Source organism: Pseudomonas syringae pv. tomato str. DC3000, from assembly GCF_000007805.1.
In the GTDB taxonomy this organism is placed as follows: domain Bacteria; phylum Pseudomonadota; class Gammaproteobacteria; order Pseudomonadales; family Pseudomonadaceae; genus Aquipseudomonas; species Aquipseudomonas avellanae.
Genome location: NC_004578.1, coordinates 2,263,905 through 2,288,964 on the forward strand (window position 1 = coordinate 2,263,905; position 25,060 = coordinate 2,288,964).

Genomic DNA, 25,060 nt, shown 5'->3' on the forward strand with positions numbered 1-25,060 from the left:
TCACCGCACCCCGCCATCGAGCGGGTATTTTTTTGCCTGGAGAACCCAAATGCCGATCACCGCGCAGCAGTTGCTGCAGATACTCCCGAGCGCTGGCCAGAAAGCCGGCGTTTTTGCACCCGTCCTGAACACAGCGATGAGCAAGCACCAGATCTTGACGCCGCTGCGCATCGCGGCTTTCATCGCCCAGGTCGGTCATGAGTCCGGCCAACTGCGCTACGTCCGCGAGATTTGGGGGCCGACTCCGCAGCAGCTGGGTTATGAAGGCCGCAAGGACCTCGGCAATACCGTGGCGGGTGATGGTTCGAAGTACCGCGGGCGCGGCCTGATCCAGATCACCGGCCGGGCCAACTATGCCGAATGCGGCGAGGCGCTGGGCCTAGACCTGATCCATCACCCGGAACTGCTCGAGCAGCCGGAGCACGCCACAATGTCGGCAGCGTGGTACTGGAGCAGCCGTGGCCTGAACTCGCTGGCCGACAAAGGGGACTTTCTTCAAATTACCCGAAGAATCAACGGAGGCACCAATGGACTGGCGGATCGGCAGGCGCTGTACGACCGGGCGCTGAAGGTGCTGGCGTGACCGGCCTTTACGCCAGGGTCGGCGGTGTGCTGCTGATTCTGCTGGCCGTGGCAGGTGCGCTGTACGGCGCATACCGGCACGGCGTGAGCGTGACTGACAGCCAGTGGCAGGCGAAGTGGTCCGAACAGGTCAGCGCCCAGTCGCAGGCCGTGGCCACAACCACCGCCGAATATCGGACCGAAGAGCAACGCCGCCAGAAAGCGGCCAACCAGGTGGCAAACGATGCGAGACAAGAACAGACCGCTGCGCTTACTGATGCTGCTGTCGCTGACGCTGCTGGCGGCCGGTTGCGCATCGAAGCAGGAAAGCTGGCAGCCACAGCAGGTTGTGTGCCCGGCGATACCGGAGCTTCCGAGCGAGGCAAGGCAGCCACCCGCGCCGCTATGGTGCTCTCCGACTTGCTCGGCCGGGCTGACTCGCGAGCGGGAGAGCTGGCAAAGGCTTATGACCAGTCCCGAGTAGCAGGGCTGGCGTGTGAGCGATCCTACCAATCCTTGATTACCTCTGAGTAACGGAACAACGAAATGGCCACGACGCAGCTGATTCAGAAATACATGGGCGAGACGATGCTGATCGTCAAGGCAAACGGCGGCACTGTGACAGTGGAGAAAAAAGCCGGTGACAACTGGGTTGTGACTGACACTTTCGCCAAAGACGGCGGTTATCTGCTCCAGCTCGGCAATTCCTCGACGCGCATCACCCCGTATGCCGGCGCTTACTTCGAGGTGACGCGATGAGTCTTCTTATCAACCAACCCCAGATCCGCCAACCGATCCGTCGCGGTCTGGGCCTGCTCGGCGATAGCTTCTCTGGAAACTGCCACACCATCGCGGCGACGGCATTCGGCACCGAGGCCTATGGCTACGCGGCGATGATCGCGGCGCGCACCGGCCTGTTTCCGAGCTACCTTGACAATCAAGGCAAGGTCGGAGATCACACCGGACAATTCCTAGCCAGGCTGCCTGCCTGCATCACCTCATCGACCGCCGATCTGTGGATGCTGCTGTCCCGCACCAACGACAGCACGACGTCGGGAATGACGCTGGCCGACTCCAAGGCCAACGTGATGAAGATCGTAACCGCGTTCCTTAACACTCCAGGCAAGTACCTGATCGTCGGCACCGGCACACCGCGTTTCGGTAGCAAGGCGCTGAGTGGCCAAGCTTTGGCTGATGCGATCGCCTATAAAGAGTGGGTAATCAGCTACGTGAGCCAGTTCGTACCTGTGGTGAACATTTGGGACGGCTTCACCGAGGCCATGACCGTGGAAGGCCTACACCCCAACATCCTGGGTGCCGACTTCATCAGTTCGCGAGTGGTGCCAATCATCAACGCCAACTTCGAATTCGCGGGCATTCCGTTGCCTACGGACGCTGGCGATATCTACTCGGCTATTCGTCCGTTCGGCTGCCTCAATGCCAATCCTCTGCTGGCGGGTACTGGCGGCACGCTTCCGGCTGGAGTGAACGCTGTGGCTGGGTCTGTGCTGGCGGACGGCTACAAGGCAGTTGGCTCTGGCCTGACCGGTATCACCACGCGGTGGTACAAGGAGCCTGCCGCCTATGGCGAGGCGCAGTGCATTGAGCTGGGCGGAACCCTGGCGGCGGCGGGTGGCTATGTGTATGTGCAGCCGATCGCCAACGTCACAATGGGCAATCTGGCAGCCGGCGACGTCATCGAGATGGTATCGGCCGTGGAGATTGCTGGTTCATCGCGCGGAATTCTGGGCTGGGAGGCTGAGCTGACATTCACCAAGCCCGTCAGCGGCACGTCCACCACTATCTACTATCGGTCGATGGACAAGTACCAGGAGCCGTTCACGCTGCCCGCCAGCTTCATCGGGCAACTTGAGACGCAGCGCGGTACTGTTGACCTGACCGAGACGGTGATCACCTCGCGCATGGGTCTGTACCTGGCCGCTGGTGTGGCGCAGAACTCGATCGTGAAGGTCGCGCAGTTCGGCATCAGGAAGATATAGGTCGGTCTGGCGGATTAACTGAATTTCTGAATGGGGATTTGGTTTGTTCGTCGGCAGGACGCCGGTGGATGGTATAGAGGGGTGTCGAGCGGACTGGAAAGCTCGGTTTTGGTCCTAAAATGGTCCTATTCGAGCTATCAGAAACAAAAAGGCCCTGACTTTCTCTATGAAAATCAGGGCCTTGTTGATAATTCAATATGGCGGTGAAGGAGGGATTCGAACCCTCGATACAATTTCTTGTATACACACTTTCCAGGCGTGCTCCTTAAGCCACTCGGACACCTCACCGTATCTCGACGACACGTTGTGTCTGTCGAGGCGCGCTAATGTAGTCGAAAGCTTTTCCTAACGCAAAACTTTTTTTCAGATTTTTCATGTGGTTAAGCAAATAAATGCTTATTCGCCAGCAAAAAGCCTTGGCACGCGATGCGGCCCTTGTGTGCAGGGCCGCTTGCCATAGGTGGTTCAGGCGCTGAAGCCGCCGTCGATGGTCAGGCTGGCGCCGGTGATGTAGCCCGCTTCCGGGCCTGCGAGGTAGGCGACGAAGCTGGCGATTTCCTCGCTTTTGCCGTAGCGGGGGAGTGCCATCAGCGCTTTCAGGCTTTCGGCGAATTCGCCCTGTGCCGGGTTCATGTCGGTGTCGACCGGGCCGGGCTGGACGTTGTTGACGGTGATTCCTTGCGGGCCTAGGTCGCGGGCCATGCCTTTGGTGAGGCCGATCAGCGCCGATTTGCTCATGGCGTAGGTGGCGCCGCCTGCGAAGGGCATGCGCTCGGCGTTGGTGCTGCCAATGTTGATGATGCGGCCGCCTTCTTCCATATGCCGGGCGGCTTCCTGGCTGGCGATGAACACGCTGCGTACATTGATGGCCAGGGTTTTGTCGAAGTCCTGCATGCTGAACTCGTTGAGCGGTGCGATGGCCAGCACGCCGGCGTTGTTGACCAGAATGTCCAGCCTGCCCAGGGTTTCGGCGGTGGTCTGCACGGCCTGGCGGATGGCTTTTTCATCGGCGCTGTCTGCGCGAATGGCCAGTGCCCGTCCGCCATTGGCATTGATGCTGTCCTGAATCTCCAGTGCGTTGACTTCAGAGTTGATGTAGGTGAACGCGACGGCCGCGCCTTCCTTGGCCAGGCGGTTGACGATGGCGGCTCCAATGCCGCGCGAGCCGCCTTGCACCAAAGCGACTTTGCCGGCGAGTTTGAGGTGTTCGATCATGATGTTCTCAATTGGGCAGGTCTCGGACAGCCAGAAGCCGTCGACGATTGCGACCAGAATAGACCCTGATTGCGATAGTCTTCCTGAACCAAAAGTTCGGACTGATTCATTATGGATATTCATGACAACAGCGCGTTGATCCTGATCGACATGCAGCAGGGCATCAATCACCCCAAACTGGGCCGGCGTAACAATCCGCAGGCCGAGACGAATATAGGCGCGCTGCTGAGCGCCTGGCGGCAGTCCGGGCGGCCGGTGATTCACGTCCGGCATTTTTCCACCTCACCGGAGTCGGTGTTCTGGCCCGAACAATCGGGTGTCGAGTATCAACCTGCGTTCGTGCCGCACGCCGATGAACGGGAGCTGAGCAAGCAGGTGCCTGATGCGTTTTGCGGGTCGTTTCTGGAAATGTGGTTGCGGTCCGACGGGATCAGGCAGGTGGTCATTGTCGGGGTGGTGACCAACAACCCAATCGAGTCCACCGCGCGCAGCGGCGGCAATCTCGGCTTTGGGGTGGTGGTGGCGCATGACGCCTGTTTTACCTTCGACCAGAAGGATTTCTTCGGCACGCCGCGCAGTGCCGAAGACGTGCATGCGATGTCGCTGGCCAATGTGCACGGCGAATACGCCACGGTTTTGTCCACCGCGCAGGTTCTCCAGCACGCTGCCGCCCACTAAACTCAGCTCACTTGCGGGTCTTCTTTGGCGCGGCAGGCAAGGGCGCGAACAGGGCCTGCAGGTCTTCATCGCGCAGCTTCCAGTCGCCGGTGGTACGGCCATCCAGTACGCCGGCTGCCAGCGCGGATTTTTCCCGTTGCAGGCGCTGGATTTTCTCTTCCACGGTGCCGCGCGCGATCATCTTGTAAACGAACACCGGTTTGTCCTGGCCGATGCGGTAGGCGCGGTCGGTCGCCTGATTTTCCGCTGCCGGGTTCCACCATGGGTCGTAGTGGATCACGGTGTCGGCGGCGGTCAGGTTGAGGCCGGTGCCGCCGGCTTTCAGGCTGATCAGGAAGATCGGCAGCTTGCCGCTCTGGAAGTCGTGAATCGGCGTGCGTCGGTCGCGGGTCGAGCCGGTCAGCAGTGCGTAGGCAATGCCGCGCTGTTTCAATTCTTCTTCGATCAGGCTCAGCATCGAGGTGAACTGCGAGAACAGCAGGATCTTGCGGCCCTCGGCCAGCAGTTCTTCGAACATTTCCATCAGGCTGTTGAGCTTGCCTGACGTGCCTTGTTTGCTGTTGACCGGCATGTCGTGGTTGACCAGCCGCAGGTCGCAGCACACCTGACGCAGCTTGAGCAGCGCCTCCAGAATGATGATCTGGCTGCGCGCCACGCCCTTGCGGGTGATCTCGTCCCTGACTTTCTTGTCCATCGCCAGGCGCACGGTTTCGTACACATCGCGCTGGGCGTCGTTGAGGTCGACCCAGTGAATGATCTCGGTTTTGGGCGGCAGTTCGGTGGCGACCTGTTCCTTGGTACGGCGCAGCAGGAACGGCTTGATGCGCGCATTGAGGTGATGCAGGCGGTCCTGATTGCCGTGCTTTTCAATGGCCGTGCGGTAGTTGCTGTTGAATTCCTTGCTGTTGCCCAGCCAGCCGGGCATCAGGAAGTGGAACAGCGACCACAGCTCGCCCAAGTGGTTTTCCAGCGGCGTACCGCTCAGGCACAGGCGCTGACGGGCAGTGAGGTTGCGCGCGGCCTGCGCGGCCTTGCTGTTGGGGTTCTTGATGTACTGCGCTTCATCGAGAATCAGCACATGCAGCGGCTGCTTTTCGAGCATCTCCATGTCCCGGGGCAGCAGTGCGTAAGTGGTCAGGATCAGATCGTAATCCTGTAGATTGCCCGCGTCCTGATGGCGATTGGCGCCATACAGCGCCAGCACCTTGAGGTCCGGGGTGAAGTGCTCGGCTTCATCCAGCCAGTTGGGAATCAGGCTGGTCGGCATGACGGCCAGCGCAGGGCGGTCAAGGCGTCCGGCCTGTTTTTCCATCAGCAGGTGAGCCAGGGTCTGCAGGGTCTTGCCCAGGCCCATGTCATCGGCCAGCACGCCGCCGACTTCCAGCTCGCGCAATGACTGCATCCAGCTCAGGCCTTCCAGCTGATACGGACGCAGTGTGGCATTCAGGCCGTCGGGCAGGTTGACCGGCGCGTCCTTGATGTTGATCAGGCGCTCGGCGAAATGGCGCAGACGGTCGCCGCCCTGCCAGGTGAGTGGCAGGTCTTCGAGCTGGGTCAGGCGCGCCGCATCGGCTTTGCTCATGCGCAGCGCGTTGTTGCCGTCCTGCCGCCAGTAGAAGTCACCCAATGTCGCCAGTACCGGCTTGAGCCGGCCGTATGGCAGGGCAATCTGCACCGGGCTGCCACCGCTCTGGGTGAAGTGGTTGAGCTGGACCAGCAGTTGTTCTTCGTCGCCGCGCTTGGCCACCGCCGACGGGCTCATCAGTTCGGGGTGGCTGCGGATCAGGTTGATCAGGATCGGCAGCAGGCTCAGGCGTTCACCGTTGACGATGATGCCCAGTTCCAGGTCGAACCAGTCGCGTTCGGTCTCTTCGTCGATGACTGCATACCAGTCATCGACCGGCGTGACGTCAAAGCCGAATTCTTCCTGAATCTCGATTTCCCAACCCTGTTCGCGCAACCGTGGCAGGTCATCAAGCACGAAATGCAGCCAGGCCTTGTCGTTGGGCAGCTCGTACATGTCGCCCGCGCTGTCAGGCAACGCCTTGCTCTGCCGGGTGGCGACCTTGAAGCCCAGGTCGGCCAGCTCCTGACGCAGCTGCCGCTCTTTTTCGCCCTGACGACGTATGCGCAGCGTCTCGGTTTCGGTGTGTTCGATGATATCGCTTTTCTGGTTGACCAGATCACTGCCCAGCGAACTGACCAGAATGCTCACGTTGGTGGTGCCAACGGCGTAATGCTTGCCGTAGGCAAAGGCGAGCGCGGCACGATGTTGAATATGCCGCTGCATGCGCCCGTTACGTGGCTCGTAGGCGCTGAACTCGATACTGGCCAGAATCAGCCTGGGGCGCGGTTGCAGATCATCGATCAGGCGTTCCGGCAGCCGGGGCTTTTGCGCGATCTGCTGCTCGACGTGCTGCTCTGTTTCCCGCTGGTGCGAACCCAGCGCGGCTTGCAGCAGTGGCCGGTTTTGCGGGTCCTTGAGAAACAGCAGCGCGGCCACGCAGTGCTTGCAATCGTTGCGTACCGGGCAGGTGCATTTGCAGGTCAGGTAATTCTTGTAGCGATCCGGGTCCTTGAACAGCAGAGTCTGGGTATAGATTTCAAGGCCCGAGCCCCTGCACGCGGTGCGGATGATCTGCGGGCTGGAGTCTTCCAGCACGATGCGTTTTTGCCGGGCGTAGTCGCGCCCCCGCTCAAGCGTTCGATCGTTGAATAAGTCTGTCCAGGCCGAAGCCAGGACTTTTTCGAGAATGGACGACAAGTTTTAAAAGGCCCTACGCCGCAGCGATGCTCAAAAGAAAGGGAGCGCTGTAGCGCCCCTTGCGTACGTAAAGATCAAAGAGGAGAAACTTTGATCAGCAACGCGAGGTTGCCATTGTCCAGATAGGTCAGTGCGCCGTTTTTTACTCTGGCGGTCTGCTTCAATCGTTCACTGCTGATGACCACGCCATGCGGGTCCAACTGGTTGACCCAGAATTGTGCATCAATATCGGTAAAACGTGCCATCGCCAGACTCACGGTGCCCTCGATGGGGAAATGCCCGAGCTTCTCTTCGCCGCTGCTGATCGCCATTTTGCCTGGCTCGGTGCTGATAGTCTGTTGCCATGCGCGCTGCATGAGCACCTGATAGTTGCCGCTGCCTTGCAGTTTGTTCGCCAGATCATTCAGTGCCGGGCTGCGCTCGTTGCCCGAATCGATCCGCTGCGCGCCCTTGTCCCAGTTTTCCGGGGCAAGCTGGCGGGTCGAGGCCGGCTCGCCGTTCTGACGAAACAGCAGTATTTCGACCTGATACGAGCCGTCGGCGAACGCGGTCGGCGCGACCAGCGTCAGCAGCAGGATCAATGAACGAAACAGACGCATGCGTGAATCCTTCAGGCAGTTTTCGGGGTCAGGCGCTCAAACAGCGCTTCGATCGTGTTGAAGCGCTCTTCAGGGCGCTCCATGGGCACCATGAATTTGAACAGTGTGGCACCTTCGAACTTGTAGCGGTTGGGCTGGCTCTGGATCAGTTTGATCAGGGTCAACGGATCGACCGGAGTTTCGGTCGCGAACTCGATACGCCCACCCTGCGGCCCGCCGTCGACTTTCTTGATACCCAGTTGCTCGGCTTGCAGCTTGAGCAGGGTAATGCGCACCAGATTCTTGGTCGGCTCCGGCAGCAAACCGAAACGGTCGATCATCTCGACTTGCAGGTCTTTCAGGGCGTCTTCGTCAGCCGCGTTGGCGATGCGCTTGTAGAGAATCAGGCGCGTATGCACATCCGGCAGATAGGCTTCCGGGATCAGCGCCGGTACGCGCAGGTTGATTTCCGGGCCGCCGCCCAGCGGCTGATCAAGGTTGGGCTGTTCGCCTTTGCGGATCGACTTGACCGCGCGCTCGAGCATCTCCATGTACAGCGTGAAGCCCACGGCCTGGATCTGGCCGCTCTGGCCGTCGCCAAGCAGTTCGCCAGCACCGCGTATTTCCAGGTCGTTGGTGGCGAGTACGAAGCCCGCGCCGAGGTCCTGAGTGTTGGCAATCGCTTCCAGACGCTTTTCGGCGTCGGAGGTAATCTGTTTGCGTGGCGGTGTCAGCAGGTAGGCATAAGCCTGGTGGTGACTGCGCCCGACGCGCCCGCGCAGTTGGTGCAATTGCGCCAGGCCGAACTTGTCGGCACGCTCGATGATGATGGTGTTGGCGCTCGGCACGTCGATGCCGGTCTCGATGATGGTCGAGGCGATCAGTACGTTGAAGCGTTTGTGGTAGAAATCGCTCATCACCTGCTCGAGGTCGCGTTCACGCATCTGGCCGTGGCCAATGCCGATGCGGGCTTCCGGCACCAGTTCGGCCAGGTCCGCCGCGCATTTTTCGATGGTCTTGACGTCGTTGTGCAGGTAGTAGACCTGCCCGCCGCGCAGCAACTCGCGCAACAGGGCTTCTTTGATCGTCGGCTTGTTCTGCTCCATGACGAAGGTGCGCACCGACAGCCTGCGCGCCGGTGGCGTGGCGATGATCGACAGATCACGCATGCCCGACACGGCCATGTTCAGGGTGCGCGGGATCGGCGTTGCCGTCAGGGTCAGAATGTCGACCTCGCTGCGCAACGCCTTGAGCTGTTCTTTCTGGCGAACACCGAAACGGTGTTCTTCGTCGATGATCACCAGGCCGAGGTTTTTGATCTTCACGTCATCCTGCAGCAGCTTGTGCGTGCCGATGACGATGTCGATCTTGCCTTCGGCCAGATTGGCGACGGCTGCGCTGACTTCCTTGGCCGACTTGAAGCGGCTCATGACTTCGACCGTCACCGGCCAGTCGGCAAAGCGGTCGCGGAAGCTGTTGTAGTGCTGCTGGGCGAGCAGGGTGGTCGGCACCAGAATCGCGACCTGACGCCCGCCGTGCACGGCAATGAATGCGGCGCGCATGGCCACTTCGGTCTTGCCGAAGCCCACGTCGCCGCACACCAGGCGGTCCATCGGCCGGGGCGCGAGCATGTCGGCGCGCACGGCTTCGATGGTGGTCTGCTGATCCGGGGTTTCCTCAAATGGAAAGCCTGCGCTGAACGTGGCGTAATCGGCTTTCGGGTCGGCAAACGCATAGCCTTCGCGGGCTGCACGGCGAGCGTAGATGTCGAGCAGTTCGGCTGCCACGTCGCGAACCTGTTCGGCGGCCTTGCGTTTGGCCTTCTGCCAGGTTTCCGAGCCCAGGCGATGCAGCGGCGCCATTTCGTCGTCGCTGCCGGTGTAGCGGGCGATCAGGTGCAGGTTGGCGACCGGAACGTACAGCTTGGCGTCCTCGGCGTAGGCCAGCATCAGGAATTCGGCGACCTGATTTTCGACCTCAAGCGTGGCCAGGCCCAGGTAGCGTCCGACACCGTGATCGATGTGCACCACCGGCGCGCCTTCGCGCAGTTCGGTCAGGTTCTTGATGACGGCGTCGTTATTACCGCCATCGGTGCGTTTTTCGCGACGGCGGCGCTGCATGACGCGCTGGCCGAACAGCGGGCTTTCCGCGACCAGTGCCAGTGCCGGCTGGTCGAGCAGCAGGCCTTCGTCCAGCGGCGCAATGGTGATTGCCAGGCGATCCTCGCCCTCGACGAAGTCCAGCCAGCCGTCGACGGTTTTCGGTCGCAGTTTCAGACGTTCGAGCAGTTCCAGCAGCACTTCCCGGCGTCCTGCGGACTCGGCAGTGAACAGCACGCGACCGGGAAAATCATCCAGAAACTTTGCCAGCGCAGCCAACGGCTGAGTGGCCTTGGCTTCAATCGAAAGGTCCGGCAGGGCCTGGGCCGGGAAGCGCTCGCGCCCGGCTCCGGCGTCGACATCCTGCTGGCTGGCCACTACGCGCGGCCAGTTTTTCAGGCGCGCAAAGCAGTCTTCCACCGGCAGGAACAGCTCGGCCGGGGGGAGCAGCGGCCGGGCTGGATCGACGCGGCGTTCTTCGTAGCGGTTGCGCACGTCGTTCCAGAAATTCTCGGCGGCCTGCTCGATGCCCGGCAAGGAAAACACCTGAGTGTCCTGCGGCAGGTAATCGAACAGGGTCGAGGTTTCTTCGAAGAACAGCGGAATGTAGTACTCGATACCGGCTGGCGTGATACCGCTGCTCAAGTCCTGGAAGATCGGGCTGCGCCGGAAGTCCACGTCGAAGCGTTCGCGGAATCGCGCCTTGAAACGGGTGACTTCTTCTTTCTGTAACGGGAATTCACGGGCCGGCAGCAGGCGTACCGATTCGACCTTGTCGATGGAGCGCTGGGTGTCCGGGTCGAAAGTGCGCAGGGTTTCGATTTCATCGTCGAACAGATCGATGCGAAACGGCAGCTTGCTGCCCATCGGGAACAGGTCGATCAGCGCACCACGCACTGTGAACTCGCCGTGCTCGTAAACCGTATCCACATAACGATAACCGCTGGCTTCCAGGCGTGTGCGCATGGCGTTCACGTCGAGCTTCTGGCCGACGTCCAGCACCAGGCTGCTGCCGAGCAGAAATTTGGTCGGCGCGAGTCTGTGTAGGGCGGTGGTGATCGGTACTACCAAAACGCCATGCTCCAGCTCCGGCAGGCGATAAAGGCTGGCGATGCGCTGGGAAATGATGTCCTGGTGCGGCGAAAACAGATCGTAGGGCAGGGTTTCCCAGTCCGGGAAGTGCAGAACCGGCAGCGTGGGCGCAAAAAACTTCAGCTCTTGCTCAAGCCGCTCGGCGCTCTGGCTGTCGGCGGTCAAAAGCAGGGTGAAGCGCTTGGCCGCGCTGGCGGCCTCGGCAATGGCCAGGCTCAGTGCAGCACCGGGAAGATTGCCCCAGTGTTGTTTGCCTGCAGCGGCAGAAAGAAGCGGTAGACGCAGAACTGGCACGGAAGGTCAGGCTCCAGGCGTTGCGACAGGGGCGGCGATTGTAACGGGGGAAGGTGGTGGCTGTCAGTTTTCCGCAGTGTTACCACGTATTTACGGGCAAAAATTATGTAGTGCCGGATGATCTGACAGCCGCGTATTGCTCATAAACACTGGCGCGGTCATAATGTAGCCCCTTTTTTCAGCCCCTACATGTGGAAGGTTCCCGTGACTCAGAAGCCCGACCAGTGTCTTGGTGAATGGATTGATCGTGAAGCACTCGCCGAAGCGATGATCCCTCTCATCGGTCAGCTCTACCGCAATAATAATGTGGTGAGTTCGATCTATGGCCGCAGCCTGATCAACCGTTCAGTCATCGCGATTCTCAAAGCCCACCGCTTTGCGCGTCACCGTCAGTCCGATGCGGTTGAGTTGTCCGTACATGAAACGTTCCCGCTTATCAAAGCGATGAGCGAGCTCAAACTGGGTGCCGCTTCGGTGGACCTGGGCAAGCTGGCCGTGAAGTTCAAGACCGAAGGCAATGGCCGCACGCCTGAGCAGTTCGTGCGCGAAGAACTTGCCAGTGTAGTGGGTCAGCAGAGCACCAGCCGCCGCAAGGGTACTGATGTTGTGCTGTATGGTTTCGGTCGTATCGGTCGCCTGCTGGCGCGGATCCTGATCGAGAAGACCGGGGGTGGCGAGGGCCTGCGTCTGCGCGCCATCGTGGTCCGCAAAGGTGCGGAAAACGACCTGGTCAAGCGTGCCAGCCTGCTGCGTCGTGACTCGGTGCACGGCCCGTTCGATGGCACCATCACCATCGACGAAGCCAACAGCACCATCACCGCCAACGGCAACCTGATTCAGGTGATCTACGCCAAGAACCCGACCGAGGTGGATTACACCCAGTACGGTATCAAGGACGCGCTGCTGGTAGACAACACCGGTGTATGGCGTGATGCCGAAGGCCTGGGCCAGCATCTGGCGTGCCCTGGCATCGACCGCGTGGTGTTGACCGCGCCGGGCAAAGGCAAGCTGAAGAACATCGTGCACGGCATCAACCACGGTGAAATCACCGCCGACGACAAGATCGTTTCGGCGGCATCCTGCACCACCAACGCCATCGTGCCGGTGCTCAAGGCGGTCAACGACAAGTTCGGCATCACCAACGGTCACGTTGAAACGGTTCACTCGTACACCAACGACCAGAACCTGATCGACAACTTCCACAAGGGCGATCGCCGTGGCCGCAGCGCCGCGCTGAACATGGTCATCACCGAGACCGGTGCAGCGACCGCAGCTGCCAAGGCATTGCCTGAGCTGGCCGGCAAGCTGACCGGCAACGCAATCCGCGTTCCGACGCCGAACGTGTCCATGGCCATTCTCAATCTCAACCTCGAGAAGCCGACCACCCGTGAAGAAATGAACGAGTACCTGCGCTACATGGCGCTGCACTCGGACCTGCACAAGCAGATCGACTTCGTGAACTCGCAGGAAGTGGTGTCCACCGACTTCGTCGGCTCGCGTCACGCCGGTGTGGTGGATGCCGAAGCCACCATCGTCAACGATAACCGCGTTGTGCTGTACGTCTGGTACGACAACGAATTCGGTTACAGCCACCAGGTTGTTCGCGTGATGGAAGACATGGCAGACGTCAATCCGCCAGCGTTCCCGCAGTAAGCATCAAGCGTATGAGTTGCCCGGTGTGACCGGGCAGCGATAAAAAAACGGGCTGAATCCTGTGCAAACAGGGTTCGGCCCGTTTTGTTTTGTGGCGTGCCATGAGAATCTGTAAGGCGATGTTTCTTGTGGCCCTTATGGATAATGAGGTGGAGAAAGGATGAGCGGTTCTGCCATGGACGCTTCGCAGCAAAAGCTCAAGAGCAGCTTCTTGCTGCTGTTTCTGACAATTTTCATTCCCTTTGGCCTGGGGCATTTCGTTTCCTACCTGTTTCGTACCGTCAATGCGGTGATCTACGTCGATCTGCAAACCGACCTGAGCTTGCCCGCCAGCAGTCTGGGTTTGCTGACCGGCGTGTACTTTCTGACCTTCGCCGCCGCGCAGATTCCGCTTGGCGTGATGCTCGACCGTTATGGCCCGCGCAGCGTGCAGGCGCCGATGCTGCTGTTCGCGGTCGCCGGTTCGGTCATTTTCAGTGTCTCCAGTACCGAGACCGGACTGTTGATCGGACGTGGCCTGATCGGCCTGGGGGTGGCGGGTTCACTGATGAGTGCGATCAAGGCGTGTGCCATCTGGTTGCCGGTCGAGCGTTTGCCGCTGAGCACCGCGTGCCTGCTGTCGATTGGCGGGCTGGGCGCGATGGCGTCGACCGCACCATTGCATGCGTTGCTGAGCTGGTTGACCTGGCGAGAAGCGTTTCTGGTTCTGGCGCTGCTGACCTTTTGTGTGGTTGTGGTCATACATTTCAGCGTTCCCAAAGCCTACGAGAGCAGAAATACTCGATACAGCGATATGTTTGCTGCGGTCGGCAAACTGTACTCGTCGTGGACGTTCTGGCGTCTGGCGTTGTACTCGGTGTTCGCACACGCCATCTACATGTCGGTGCTGTCATTGTGGATGGGGCCGTGGTTGCGCGACATGGCGGGTTTGAGTGATTCCGCTATGGCCAGTGTGCTGTTGTTCGGGGCCATCGCGATGGTGGCGGGGTCTCTGACGTTCGGCGCGATCACCGATTACCTGCGCAGGTTCGGCTTACAGCCGATCATGATCTGTGGCACCGGGATGGTCATTTTCATCGGCTTCCAGGTGTTGATGGCCAGCGGCTTGCCGGTATCGCATTATCTGATTGCCATGGGCTTCAGCTTCTTCGGCACCTCGACGACCATGAACTACGCCATCGTGGCGCAATCGGTGTCGCCAGAACTGGCGGGCAGGGTCAGTTCGTCGTTCAATCTGGTGGTGTTCGTGCTGGCGTTTTTTCTTCAGTGGCTGATGGGTGTGGTGCTCAATCTGTGGCCAGCGGCGCAGGGTGCCGGTCATCCGCTTGAGGCCTATCAGTGGTCGCTGGGCCTGATGGTGGCGTTGCAATTGCCCGGCGTGTTGCTCTGGCTCAGCTTCCGCCCCTGGAAACGCGCTGTCTGAAAAAGCAAAACCCCGGCCGAGTTCAACTCGTTCCGGGGTTTTTGTTCACCTGTAACAGATTACCGATGCCGCCCTGAATCAAGCGTTGGCAGCGGCTCCGGGGGCCTCAAGCTTTTGCCCGCCCTTGCGGAACAGCACCAGCGTCGCAACCAGACCCAGCACGGCGGCGCCGGTCAGCCAGATGCCTGGTGCTGCCTTGTTGCCCAGTTCGTGGATCAGGTAGGTGCAGGCCGCAGGCGTAAAGCCACCGAAGGTCGCCGTTGCCAGGCTGTAAGCCAGCGAGAAGCCGGTGGTGCGAACGTCGACCGGCATGATCTCGGTCAGCGCCACGACCATCGCCCCGTTGTAGGAGCCATACAGGAACGACAGCCACAACTCGACCATCAGCAGGTTGCCGAAGCTTGGGTGCGCTACCAGCCACGACAGGGCAGGGTAGGCGGTGGCGATGGCCAGCACGGTTGCTGCAATCAGCAGTGGCTTGCGGCCGATACGGTCCGAGAACGACCCCATGATCGGTAGCCAGATGAAGTTGGACACGCCGACGCAGACCGTCACCAGCAGGCTTTCAAGGTCGGTCAGGTTCAGCTCGTTCTTGCCGAAGGTCGGGGTGTACGCCGTAATCAGGTAGAACGTCACAGTGGTCATGACCACCAGCGCCATGCCGCCGATCACCAGGCCGAAGTTCTGGCCGATGGAGCGCACCACTTCACGCAAGGTGGGGCGATGGGTGCGGGCTTCGAACTCCGGGGACTCCTCCAGCGAGCGGCGGATGATGAAGATCGCCGGCACGATCAGGCAGCCGATCAGAAACGGTACGCGCCAGCCCCATTCGCCCATCTGCTCGGGGCTCAGCCAGTGGTTCAGGCCAACGCCCAGCAAACCGGCGAATACCACGGCGGCTTGCTGGCTGGCGGACTGCCAGCTTACAAAAAAGCCTTTACGGCCCGGTGTCGATATTTCGGCCAGATAGACCGAAACACCACCCAGTTCCACACCCGCCGAAAAGCCTTGCAGCAGTCGGCCGAGCAGCACCAGCAGCGGTGCAATCACGCCCAGCGTGGCGTAACCCGGCACGCAGGCGATCAACAGAGTGCCCATTGCCATCATGGCAAGGGTGATAATCAGCCCCTTGCGGCGTCCGTGACGGTCGATGTAGGCACCCGAGAATATCGCACCCAGCGGACGCATCAAAAAGCCTGCGCCGAACGTCGCCAGCGACAGCATCAACGATGCGAATGCGCTGTCGGACGGGAAGAAGGTCTTGGCAATGGCCGTGGCGTAAAAGCCATAGACCATGAAGTCGAACATCTCGAGGAAGTTACCGCTGACAACGCGAAAGATCGCTTTGCCCTTGCTTGTGCTTGTTGTGGAGGCCATTTAGTTACTCGCTCAGGCTCATCGGCTTGGAGTCCGTTGTCGTTGTTATCCCGTTTGCATCGCCATTACGTGTGTGCGACTGGCGATGCACATTTGTAACAGTATGTGTTACAGGGCTCAAAAACAACCGTTTCGGCGATTTGCTATCACTTAACAGACGCTTGACAGGTTTTGATTTTTGAGAATGTCCAAGACGTCGAGCCATCACTTTTCGGGTGCACGCAGGCAGACAAACAGGCCGTGTGGGAACCCTGCGCAGGTCATTGACCACTCAGTGTTCAGCCCGGCCTTGTGTCGGGTCGGTGCTGTGCATTTCCAGCAAGTCTTCACGGACAGTTTTCTGTTTCATCTGCCACTGACGGCGAGCCACTTTGGGTGTTTTTGATAATGTGGGGCATGGATTTGCGAGGGTTTTACAGGATTGCAGCGTGCCTTGTGTTGCTGCTGTGTGGTGGCTGTGGCCAGGAGCGCAAGCTGGAGAGCTTTGGCGGGCCAACCATGGGCAGTCACTATTCAGTGGTGTATGTCCGCGGTGCCGGGCAGCCTGACCCGGTGGTAATGCGCCCGGAGGTCGAAGCCATTCTGGCTGACGTCGATCAACAGATGTCGCTGTGGCGCAGTGACTCGGACATCGAGCGTTTCAATGCGCTGCCAGCCAACAGCTGCCAGATCATGTCCACGTCGGTTTTGCACCTTATCCGCGTTGGCGAGCAGCTGTCCCGTGAAAGCGACGGTGCTTTCGATTTGACCGTCAAGCCGCTGATGGACTTGTGGGGGCTGGGCGCTCATGCGCTGTTTGAACAGATGCCGCTGGTGCGGCAGCTGGCCCGGACCCGTACGCTGGTGGGTTATCGCAACCTGCGCATCGTCGGGCAGCAGTTGTGCAAGAACGCTGCCGTGCAAGTGGACCTCAACAGCATCGCCGCCGGTTACGCAGTAGACCGTATCACTGAGCGGATGGACGCGCTTGGCGTGCACGACTACATGGTCCAGGCCACTGGCGAACTGAAAGTCAGCGGCCTCAAACCCGATGGCTCGCCCTGGCGTGTAAACCTTGATGCACCGAGCGATGACGGGTACGACGCACCAAAATTGTTCCCGCTCACTGGCCACGCCATGTCGACCTCGGGCGATTATCGTCGTTACAGGGGCGGCAACGGGCGGCATATTTCCGACACGCTCGACGCGTTGACCGGCAGTCCGGTCAATCATGGTCTGGCCTCGGTGACAGTGCTTCATCCCTCGGCGCTGATGGCTGACGGTCTCTCTTCGCTGCTGTTGATTCTCGGCCCGGAGCGGGGCTGGAATTATGCGCAAGAACACAAAATCCCTGCTTTTTTTGTGATTCGTGCCGATAAGCGCTTTATCATTCGCAGCAACGCGTCGTTTGATCGCCTGGCTGTGAGGTCGTCGCAGTAAGTCTTGCGCTGCATACAGACAAAAATTGGCCTTCGACGCGACCAAGGGTTAATGTTCGCCGCCTCGGTGCGGCGCTAGACTGCGCCGCGTGATTTAGCCAGAGATGCCAGAGTGGCGCCTCGGTCTGTTTAAAGGAGTACGCATGGCTGTCTACAACTACGACGTGGTAGTACTGGGTTCCGGCCCTGCCGGAGAAGGCGCGGCAATGAACGCCGCCAAGGCGGGGCGCAAAGTCGCCATGGTCGACAGCCGTCGGGAAGTGGGCGGCAACTGCACCCATTTGGGCACCATTCCGTCCAAGGCCCTGCGTCACTCGGTCAAACAGATTATCCAGTTCAACACCAATCCCATGTTCCGGGCCATCGGCGAGCCGCGCTGGTTTTCGTTTCCGGATGTGTTGAAGAACGCGGAGATGGTCATCTCCAAGCAGGTGGCCTCGCGCACCAGCTACTACGCCCGCAACCGCGTCGATGTGTTCTTCGGCACCGGCAGCTTTGCCGACGAGACCAGCGTCAATGTGGTCTGTGCCAACGGTGTGGTGGAAAAACTGGTCGCCAACCAGATCATCATCGCCACCGGCTCACGCCCTTATCGCCCGGCCGATATCGATTTCAGCCACAAGCGTATCTACGACAGCGACACCATCCTCAGCCTGGGCCACACCCCACGCAAACTGATCATCTATGGCGCGGGCGTGATCGGCTGCGAATACGCCTCGATCTTCAGCGGTCTGGGTGTTCTGGTCGAGCTGGTGGATAACCGCGATCAACTGCTGAGCTTCCTCGATTCGGAGATCTCCCAGGCGTTGAGCTATCACTTCAGCAACAACAACGTGATGGTTCGTCACAACGAGGAATACGAGCGGGTCGAAGGCCTGGACAATGGTGTGGTTCTGCACCTCAAGTCCGGTAAGAAGATCAAGGCGGACGCCTTGCTGTGGTGCAACGGTCGTACCGGCAATACCGATAAGCTGGGGCTGGAAAACATCGGTCTCAAGGCCAACGGCCGCGGTCAGATCGAAGTGGACGAGGCTTACCGCACCAGTGTTTCCAACGTCTATGGCGCAGGTGATGTGATCGGCTGGCCTAGCCTGGCCAGCGCTGCTTACGATCAGGGTCGTTCAGCGGCTGGCAGCATGGTCGACAACGGCAGCTGGCGCTATGTCAACGACGTGCCGACCGGGATCTACACCATCCCCGAGATCAGTTCGATCGGCAAGAACGAGCACGAACTGACTCAGGCCAAGGTGCCCTACGAAGTCGGCAAGGCGTTCTTCAAGGGCATGGCCCGTGCGCAGATCTCCGGTGAACGGGTCGGCATGCTGAAGATTCTGTTCCACCGCGAGACGCTGGAAGTGCTCGGCGTGCATTGCTTCGGTGACCAGGCGTCCGAGATCGTGCACATCGGCCAGGCGATCATGAGCCAGCCGGGCGAAGCCAACACGATCAAGTATTTCGTCAACACCACGTTCAACTACCCGACCATGGCCGAAGCCTACCGGGTTGCGGCCTATGACGGCCTCAACCGGCTTTTTTGAGCAACTCCGGCCGGCGGCCTGAGCCGGCCGGGGAGACCGATTTCAGCGATTCCCGAGCGTGGCAGTGGCCAAACCGGGAAAGTCTGTAATCAGGCTGTCGACGCCGAAATCAGCGAGCCTGCGCATCAGTGCAGGCTCGTTGACTGTCCACACCGACACATGCAGGCCCTGACGCTGTGCTTTCTGCAGGCGCTCCGGGGTACACAGTGTCCAGTTCAATGCCAGAATTTCACAGCCGTAGCTCTGTGCGACCTTCAACGGATCAAGCCAGGCGTATTCGGCCACCAGCCCGCGTGAGATGTCCGGGGTCAGGTCCTGGGCGGCGCGCAGCACTTCGCGGGAGCTGGAGGTGATGGTGACCTTGTCGAGCAGGCCATGCCGCTGAACCATTTCGCGAATCGCCAGCACGGTATTGGCTGCGCGGGTGCGTGAGGCGCTTTTGACTTCCAGCTGCCAGTGCTCGAAGTCACACTGCTCGAACAGTTCTTCAAGGCGCGGAATCGGGCAGGGCGAGACCCAGCCGGGGCCACCCTTGCGCGCGTCGTAGGTCACAAGGTCTGCGGCGGCATGCTCATTGACCTTGCCGCGCCGGTCGGTGGTGCGCTTGAGGGTCGTGTCGTGAATGACCATCAACTCGCCGTCCAGTGACAGATGCAGGTCCAGTTCACAGCGGCGCACGCCGTGTTTGAGGCATTCCTGGAAGCTGACCAGGGTGTTTTCCGGTGCTTCGCCCTTGGCGCCGCGGTGGCCGTAGATAAGCGTCACGTTTACTCCTGGCCTGTAAGGCGCCAACTGCTGTATGAGATGAGAAAGTCAGGGCAGGCTCAGTTGCCGGAGGGCTGGCCTTGTTCCAGAGCCTGCCGCCGATGCTGAGCCTGGCGTTGCAGCACGTGGCGCGCGAGCAACTGACGCTGGGCGTCCGGCAGATTGATGAAGTCGGTACTGATGTCGAAATTGCCATCGGCCAGCGCATCGCACTGCGAGACTCGGGCGCGCAGCATCAGACCGGCAGCCTGGGGCATCAGCACCATCTTGATCGACAGCTGCTCGCCCACTGCAAAACCTTGTTGCGAATTGAATTGAATGCCGCCTTCGGACAATTTGACCGGCTGAGGCGCCCCCAGCTTGCCCAGTGCAGTGTGGGCAACCACTTCGCCGAGCAGGTCGATGCGCTTGCTCAGGGACTTGAGAAAGCTGTTCAGCACCCGGTCGCGCTCGTCGAGCTGGCGCATCAGATGCTGTGATTCGAACTCGCTGACGTGCAGTTCGCTGAGCAGGTCGAACAGGGTCGACGTGTCATGCATGGCGTCCTGGCTCGCCTGATCGGCGGAGGACAAAGGGTTAATTTCCAGTGCGACGCTGTCATCGATACGGTAGTATTCGCGGCGTCCTGCTTCATCTAATGTCGACATGGCGAACCCAAGCTAGCGGCGGTGGTCAGAGAGTTTCGAGTGTAAAGCTGCACGGCAAGGCCCGCCACATGGACGTCCTCATTCCTGCGAACAAAATCCTACATGTTCAGACCTCTATTTGTATTCATCGGCACGCGCTACACCCGTGCGAAGCGACGCAATCATTTTGTTTCCTTCATTTCCCTGACGTCCATGATCGGCCTCGCCCTCGGCGTTGTGGTGATGATAGTCGTGTTATCGGTCATGAACGGTTTCGATCACGAGATGCGTACCCGCGTGCTGGGCATGGTGCCCCACGCGACCATCGAATCCGCTGACCCCATTACCGACTGGCGTGGCCTGGCCGCAAAGGTTCAGGAAAACCCGCAGGTGCTGGCGGTTGCGCCGTTCACGCAAATGCAGGGTTTGCTGACCCATGACGGCAAGGTGCAGAAGGTGCTGCTCAACGGCATCAACCCGGCCGAAGAGCGCAAGGTGTCGATCATCGACCACTTCATCCAGCAGGGTCAGCTCGACAGCCTGTCTGCGGGCAGCTTCGGCATCATGATCGGCGACAAGGCGGCGGCCAAACTGGGTGTCGTGGTGGGCGACAAGCTGACCTTTGTCGCGCCCGAAGTCACGGTTACGCCTGCCGGCATGTTCCCGCGCATGAAACGTTTTGAAGTGACCGGCATTTTTCACGTCGGCGCTGGCGAGATCGACGGGTTTCTGGGGTTGACCAATCTTGACGACCTGGCCCGCCTGCATCGCTGGAAACCCGATCAGGTGCAGGGCCTGCGCTTGAAGTTCGATGACCTGTTCGCTGCGCCGCGCACTTCGTGGGAAATCGCGCAGAAGCTGGGCGAAAACAATTTCTATTCCCGTGACTGGACGCGTACCCACGGCAACCTCTATCAGGCCATCCGCATGGAAAAAGCCATGATCGGCCTGTTGTTGCTGCTGATTGTTGCCGTCGCGGCGTTCAACATCATTTCCACGCTGGTGATGGTGGTCAACGACAAGAAAGGCGATATCGCCATTCTGCGCACGCTGGGTGCTACACCACGGCAGATCATGGCGATTTTCATGGTGCAGGGCACGGTGATCGGCGTGGTCGGCACGCTGATCGGTGCGGCGCTGGGCATTCTGGCGGCGCTCAATGTCAGTGCGGCCATCTCGATGCTCGAAGGGCTGATCGGCCACAAGTTTCTCAATGCCGATGTCTATTTCATTGATTACCTGCCTTCGCAACTGATGGCCCAGGACGTGTTCCAGGTCTGCGGTGCGGCGTTGGTCCTGAGTTTCCTCGCCACCCTGTATCCGGCCTGGCGTGCTGCGCGCACCCAGCCGGCGGAGGCGTTACGTTATGAGTGAGTCGGGCATGTCTGATAAAGCAGTATTGAGTTGCCGCAATCTGGGTAAGTCCTACGAGGAAGGCCCGGAGTCTGTGGTGGTGTTGTCCGGCCTGCAACTGGAGCTGCATCCGGGTGAGCGGGTTGCGATTGTCGGTACTTCCGGGTCGGGTAAAAGCACCTTGCTGAACCTGCTGGGCGGGCTGGACACGCCGTCCGAAGGCAGTGTCTGGCTGGCGGGCGAAGAGTTGTCGGCACTGGGCGAAAAGGCCCGTGGCCTGCTGCGCAACCGGGCGCTGGGTTTCGTCTATCAGTTTCACCACTTGCTGCCCGAGTTCACCGCACTTGAAAACGTCTGCATGCCGCTGTTGATCGGCCGCACCGCCATCCCCGAGGCGCGCCAGCGTGCCACGGCGTTGCTGGAGCGTGTCGGCCTCGGTCATCGTCTGGCGCACAAGCCTTCCGAGTTGTCCGGCGGTGAGCGTCAGCGTGTCGCCATTGCTCGTGCACTGATCAATCAGCCGGGTCTGGTGATGCTCGACGAGCCCACCGGCAACCTCGATCACCATACCGCGCAGGGCATCCAGGACCTGATGCGTGAATTGAGCACCTCGTCGCGTACGGCATTTCTGATCGTGACTCACGACATGAGCCTTGCCAGACAGATGGACCGCATCCTGCGTCTGGAAGGCGGGCGTCTGGTCGAAGCCTGATTCACTGGCCCGGCGCAATCCATCGCGCCGGGTTTTTGCATTTTCACGACGCTATTTTCCACGGTGTTTCGCCAATGTTCAGACCGTTACCCCTCTTTATCGGCATGCGCTATACCCGCGCCAAACGCCGCAAAAGCTTCATTTCGTTCATTTCAATGACCTCGATGATCGGTCTGGCACTTGGTGTGCTGGCGATGATCGTGGTCTTGTCGGTGATGAACGGTTTCCAGCGGGAAATGAGCTCGCGGATTCTGGGCATGGTGCCGCATGCGGTGATCGCGGGCGCCAAGCCGGTGGATGACTGGAAGCCGCTGGCCGAAGCCGCCCTGAAAAACCCGGAAGTCACTGCTGCCGTGCCGTTTACCGACATGGAAGGCATGCTCTCCTACAAAGGTTCAATGCAACCGATCCAGATCAGCGGCGTCGATCCTGCGCTGGAACACGAAGTTTCCATCGTCACTCAGCACATCACCCGCGGCAGCCTCGCAGACCTGAAACCGGGCGAGTTCGGAGTGGTGCTGGGTGATCTCACTGCGCGGCGCTTTCGCCTGACCATCGGCGACAAACTGACCTTGATCGTGCCCGAAGTCAGCAGCGCGCCGGGCGGCATCACGCCGCGCCTGCAACGCCTGACGGTGGTGGGTATCTTCAAGGTCGGCGCAGAGCTGGACGGCTCGATGGGACTGATCAACATCGCCGACGCCGCGCAGATGCAGCGCTGGCAGCCTGATCAGGTGCAGGGCGTGCGTCTGGCGCTCAAAGATCTGTACAAGGCGCCGCAGGTGTCTACGGCGATCGCTTCGGGGCTGGGTGAGGGCTATCACGCCGATGACTGGACTCACACACAAGGCAGCCTGTTCAGCGCGATGAAAATGGAAAAGACCATGATCGGCCTGTTACTGCTGATGATTGTCGCCGTTGCAGCGTTCAACATCATTGCCACGCTGATCATGGTGGTCAATGACAAGGGCGCGGACATCGCCATCCTGCGCACCATCGGCGCGACGCCGCGGCAGATCATGGCGATCTTCATGGTTCAGGGCACCGTGATCGGTATTGTCGGCACGTTGATCGGGGGCGTTCTCGGCATCATTGCCGCCTTGAACGTCAGCAGCCTGGTGGGCTGGATCGAACGGGTCAGCGGCCAGCACATCTTCAGTTCCGATGTGTACTTCATCAGCAACCTGCCTTCCGAGCTGCAAGGCGGCGATGTGTTGCTAATCTGCAGCGCCGGTTTCATCCTGAGCTTTCTGGCCACGGTCTACCCGGCATGGCGCGCCGCGCAGATCGAGCCGGCGCATGCACTGCGTTATGAGTGATCAAGTGTGTTGCGCATAACGATGGCTTGCGGGCTGAAGCGGATTTGCGCTGAAAGCCCGCTGCAAACCCTATAAACTCGCCGCGTTAATTATCGATCCAGGTATCGCCATGCATCCCGCAGCCGAACACTCGCCGCTGGGCAAATCCAGTGAATACATCGCCACTTACACGCCGTCCCTGCTGTTCCCCATCCCGCGTGCCGCAAAATGGGCCGAGCTGGGGCTGACCGCGCAGACGCTGCCGTACAAGGGCGTCGATTTCTGGAACTGCTACGAGCTGTCCTGGCTGTTGCCATCCGGTAAGCCAGTGGTTGCGATTGCCGAGTTCAGCATTCCGGCCGATTCGCCGAATATCATTGAGTCGAAGTCCTTCAAGCTGTACCTCAACTCGCTGAACCAGACTGCGTTCGATGGCGCTGCACGGGTACAGGCAACGCTCGAAAAAGACCTGTCAGCCGCTGCTGGCAAGCTGGTCGGTGTGCGCATTCGCAACCTGGCGGAAATCGAAGAGGAGGGTGTCGCGGTATTGCCGGGTGTGTGCATCGACGAACTGGACATCACCGTCAGCAGCTACGACCAGCCGCAGCCCGAGCTGTTGCGCTGTGATGATTCGCAGGTCATCGAGGAAGCCGTACACAGCCACCTGCTCAAATCCAACTGCCCGGTCACCAGCCAGCCCGACTGGGGCAGCGTGGTGGTCGAATACCGCGGCGCAGCGCTGGATCATGCGAGCCTGCTGGCCTACATCGTCAGCTTCCGCCAGCATTCGGATTTTCACGAGCAGTGCGTGGAAAGAATCTTTCTCGACCTGCAGCGTCTGCTCAAACCGGAAAAGCTGACCGTCTACGCCCGCTACGTACGCCGCGGCGGTCTGGACATCAACCCTTACCGCAGCACCGAAGTGCTCGACGTGGACAATCGCAGGCTGGCTCGACAGTAGCTTCGTCCGTGCCTTGAACCGTAAACAAACACCACTGACATCGCAAAACCGCTGTATGACGCAGAGCTGGACGCTCCCCTTGTGGGATCGGACCGGGCTACGCTTCGCTCGTTCGCTATATCTCGGTTTTGTAGGAGCGGACTTGTCCGCGAACTGCCGGGAACCGGCAGCAAAATCTATACATACGGTACATCGGACACAACCGAGGTCACCGGTTTCAGGGCCGCTTCGCAACCCTTCGTGGACAAGTCCACTCCTACGCCCTCCGGGCAGAAGCTCGTTTTCCGCGCTCATAGGACTCTTTAATGCGCGGAACGAGCCAAAGTACTAACCCAACTCAATCAAACCCCGATATTGCCCAATGTCTGCACAATATTGCGCAGCGTTCCGGCAATGGTCGGATGCTCCAGCTCAAAACGCTCCACGGCCAGGTTCACGCCATCTGCCAGGCTGCTGTCCTGCTCATGAGTTGCTTGTTCCAGCTGAATTTTCATTTCAATTTGTTGCATCAGTTCGTTCAGGTCGTCCCGCTCGGATTCTGATATCGGCGGATTGTACTCAAGTTGCTCGCGCAGGGTATCGAGTTGTTTTTGAAGTTCGCGGGCGGGCATGACGTGCTCCTTGATTGATAAGTCTGTCTCATGGACTTCGCCGA

At 60.0% G+C, this 25,060-nt stretch carries 21 protein-coding genes and 1 tRNA gene; 13 read left to right on the forward strand and 9 right to left on the reverse strand.

Annotated features, from left to right (window positions below; genetic code table 11):
* Positions 1-49 precede the first annotated feature (49 nt).
* Genes PSPTO_RS10835 through PSPTO_RS10850 form a run of 4 tightly spaced genes read left to right on the forward strand, consistent with a single transcriptional unit; the run spans position 50 to position 2,561 of the window.
* Positions 50-583 (forward strand): glycoside hydrolase family 19 protein, encoded by a 534-nt coding sequence (locus tag PSPTO_RS10835; RefSeq protein ID WP_011103843.1) that lies wholly within the window; start codon positions 50-52, stop codon positions 581-583.
* On the forward strand, positions 580-1,095 hold the full coding sequence (locus PSPTO_RS10840; protein ID WP_011103844.1) for a DUF2514 domain-containing protein: 516 nt from the start codon (positions 580-582) through the stop codon (positions 1,093-1,095). Before PSPTO_RS10835 ends, PSPTO_RS10840 begins: the two co-directional genes overlap by 4 nt.
* A gap of 12 nt (positions 1,096-1,107) precedes the next feature.
* Entirely contained in the window at positions 1,108-1,320 is a 213-nt protein-coding gene (locus PSPTO_RS10845) for a hypothetical protein (RefSeq protein ID WP_011103845.1), read from the forward strand.
* On the forward strand, positions 1,317-2,561 hold the full coding sequence (locus tag PSPTO_RS10850) for an SGNH/GDSL hydrolase family protein (protein ID WP_011103846.1): 1,245 nt from the start codon (positions 1,317-1,319) through the stop codon (positions 2,559-2,561). Before PSPTO_RS10845 ends, PSPTO_RS10850 begins: the two co-directional genes overlap by 4 nt.
* Before the next feature lie 198 nt (positions 2,562-2,759).
* Here PSPTO_RS10850 and PSPTO_RS10855 read toward each other — a convergent pair.
* A tRNA-Ser gene (locus tag PSPTO_RS10855) sits at positions 2,760-2,849 on the reverse strand.
* A gap of 177 nt (positions 2,850-3,026) precedes the next feature.
* Complete coding sequence (locus PSPTO_RS10860) at positions 3,027-3,776, reverse strand: 3-oxoacyl-ACP reductase family protein (RefSeq protein WP_005771315.1); 750 nt, start codon at positions 3,774-3,776, stop codon at positions 3,027-3,029.
* A gap of 111 nt (positions 3,777-3,887) precedes the next feature.
* Between PSPTO_RS10860 and PSPTO_RS10865 the strand changes: the two genes are divergently transcribed.
* Positions 3,888-4,454, forward strand: a complete 567-nt coding sequence (locus tag PSPTO_RS10865) for a cysteine hydrolase family protein (RefSeq protein ID WP_011103847.1) — start codon at positions 3,888-3,890, stop codon at positions 4,452-4,454.
* A 7-nt stretch (positions 4,455-4,461) separates the two neighbouring features.
* Here the strand turns inward: PSPTO_RS10865 and PSPTO_RS10870 are convergent, their stop codons facing one another.
* The 3 genes from PSPTO_RS10870 to mfd form a co-directional block, all read right to left on the reverse strand.
* Positions 4,462-7,218 carry a DEAD/DEAH box helicase gene (locus PSPTO_RS10870; RefSeq protein ID WP_011103848.1) on the reverse strand — a complete coding sequence of 919 codons (2,757 nt, stop codon included), beginning with the start codon at positions 7,216-7,218 and terminating at the stop codon, positions 4,462-4,464.
* A 74-nt stretch (positions 7,219-7,292) separates the two neighbouring features.
* The gene (locus tag PSPTO_RS10875; RefSeq protein WP_011103849.1) at positions 7,293-7,817 is read right to left on the reverse strand and encodes a CsiV family protein; all 525 of its coding nucleotides are present in this window, start codon (positions 7,815-7,817) and stop codon (positions 7,293-7,295) included.
* 11 nt (positions 7,818-7,828) lie between these two features.
* Positions 7,829-11,281, reverse strand: coding sequence for a transcription-repair coupling factor (gene mfd, locus PSPTO_RS10880; protein WP_011103850.1), 3,453 nt, complete (start codon positions 11,279-11,281; stop codon positions 7,829-7,831).
* A gap of 189 nt (positions 11,282-11,470) precedes the next feature.
* Between mfd and PSPTO_RS10885 the strand changes: the two genes are divergently transcribed.
* Positions 11,471-12,934 (forward strand): glyceraldehyde-3-phosphate dehydrogenase, encoded by a 1,464-nt coding sequence (locus PSPTO_RS10885; protein WP_007244218.1) that lies wholly within the window; start codon positions 11,471-11,473, stop codon positions 12,932-12,934.
* Between the two features lie 160 nt (positions 12,935-13,094).
* Positions 13,095-14,357 (forward strand): MFS transporter, encoded by a 1,263-nt coding sequence (locus tag PSPTO_RS10890; protein ID WP_011103851.1) that lies wholly within the window; start codon positions 13,095-13,097, stop codon positions 14,355-14,357.
* Positions 14,358-14,435: 78 nt separating this feature from the next.
* Here the strand turns inward: PSPTO_RS10890 and PSPTO_RS10895 are convergent, their stop codons facing one another.
* Positions 14,436-15,734: an MFS transporter gene (locus PSPTO_RS10895; RefSeq protein ID WP_011103852.1), complete on the reverse strand. Its 1,299-nt coding sequence runs from the start codon at positions 15,732-15,734 to the stop codon at positions 14,436-14,438.
* Between the two features lie 435 nt (positions 15,735-16,169).
* On the opposite strand from PSPTO_RS10895, the gene PSPTO_RS10900 reads away from it, so the two are divergent.
* The gene (locus tag PSPTO_RS10900; protein WP_005771329.1) at positions 16,170-17,153 is read left to right on the forward strand and encodes an FAD:protein FMN transferase; all 984 of its coding nucleotides are present in this window, start codon (positions 16,170-16,172) and stop codon (positions 17,151-17,153) included.
* Positions 17,154-17,295: 142 nt separating this feature from the next.
* On the forward strand, positions 17,296-18,690 hold the full coding sequence (gene sthA / locus PSPTO_RS10905) for a Si-specific NAD(P)(+) transhydrogenase (protein WP_005771330.1): 1,395 nt from the start codon (positions 17,296-17,298) through the stop codon (positions 18,688-18,690).
* A 42-nt stretch (positions 18,691-18,732) separates the two neighbouring features.
* Here the strand turns inward: sthA and PSPTO_RS10910 are convergent, their stop codons facing one another.
* Both PSPTO_RS10910 and PSPTO_RS10915 read right to left on the reverse strand, forming a co-directional pair.
* On the reverse strand, positions 18,733-19,455 hold the full coding sequence (locus tag PSPTO_RS10910; RefSeq protein WP_003383089.1) for a glycerophosphodiester phosphodiesterase: 723 nt from the start codon (positions 19,453-19,455) through the stop codon (positions 18,733-18,735).
* Between the two features lie 59 nt (positions 19,456-19,514).
* Positions 19,515-20,102 carry a PilZ domain-containing protein gene (locus tag PSPTO_RS10915; RefSeq protein ID WP_005771334.1) on the reverse strand — a complete coding sequence of 196 codons (588 nt, stop codon included), beginning with the start codon at positions 20,100-20,102 and terminating at the stop codon, positions 19,515-19,517.
* Positions 20,103-20,204: 102 nt separating this feature from the next.
* On the opposite strand from PSPTO_RS10915, the gene PSPTO_RS10920 reads away from it, so the two are divergent.
* From PSPTO_RS10920 to queF, 4 genes are all read left to right on the forward strand, one after another.
* Positions 20,205-21,455, forward strand: coding sequence for a lipoprotein-releasing ABC transporter permease subunit (locus tag PSPTO_RS10920; protein WP_007244213.1), 1,251 nt, complete (start codon positions 20,205-20,207; stop codon positions 21,453-21,455).
* A gap of 7 nt (positions 21,456-21,462) precedes the next feature.
* A complete protein-coding gene (gene lolD / locus PSPTO_RS10925) occupies positions 21,463-22,146 on the forward strand; it encodes a lipoprotein-releasing ABC transporter ATP-binding protein LolD (RefSeq protein WP_007244212.1) in 684 nt (227 codons plus the stop codon).
* 74 nt (positions 22,147-22,220) lie between these two features.
* A complete protein-coding gene (locus tag PSPTO_RS10930) occupies positions 22,221-23,465 on the forward strand; it encodes a lipoprotein-releasing ABC transporter permease subunit (RefSeq protein WP_005771340.1) in 1,245 nt (414 codons plus the stop codon).
* Between the two features lie 109 nt (positions 23,466-23,574).
* Positions 23,575-24,405, forward strand: a complete 831-nt coding sequence (queF, locus tag PSPTO_RS10935) for an NADPH-dependent 7-cyano-7-deazaguanine reductase QueF (protein ID WP_005771341.1) — start codon at positions 23,575-23,577, stop codon at positions 24,403-24,405.
* A gap of 341 nt (positions 24,406-24,746) precedes the next feature.
* Here the strand turns inward: queF and PSPTO_RS10940 are convergent, their stop codons facing one another.
* Positions 24,747-25,016, reverse strand: a complete 270-nt coding sequence (locus tag PSPTO_RS10940) for a DUF4404 family protein (protein WP_007244210.1) — start codon at positions 25,014-25,016, stop codon at positions 24,747-24,749.
* Between the last annotated feature and the right edge of the window lie 44 nt (positions 25,017-25,060).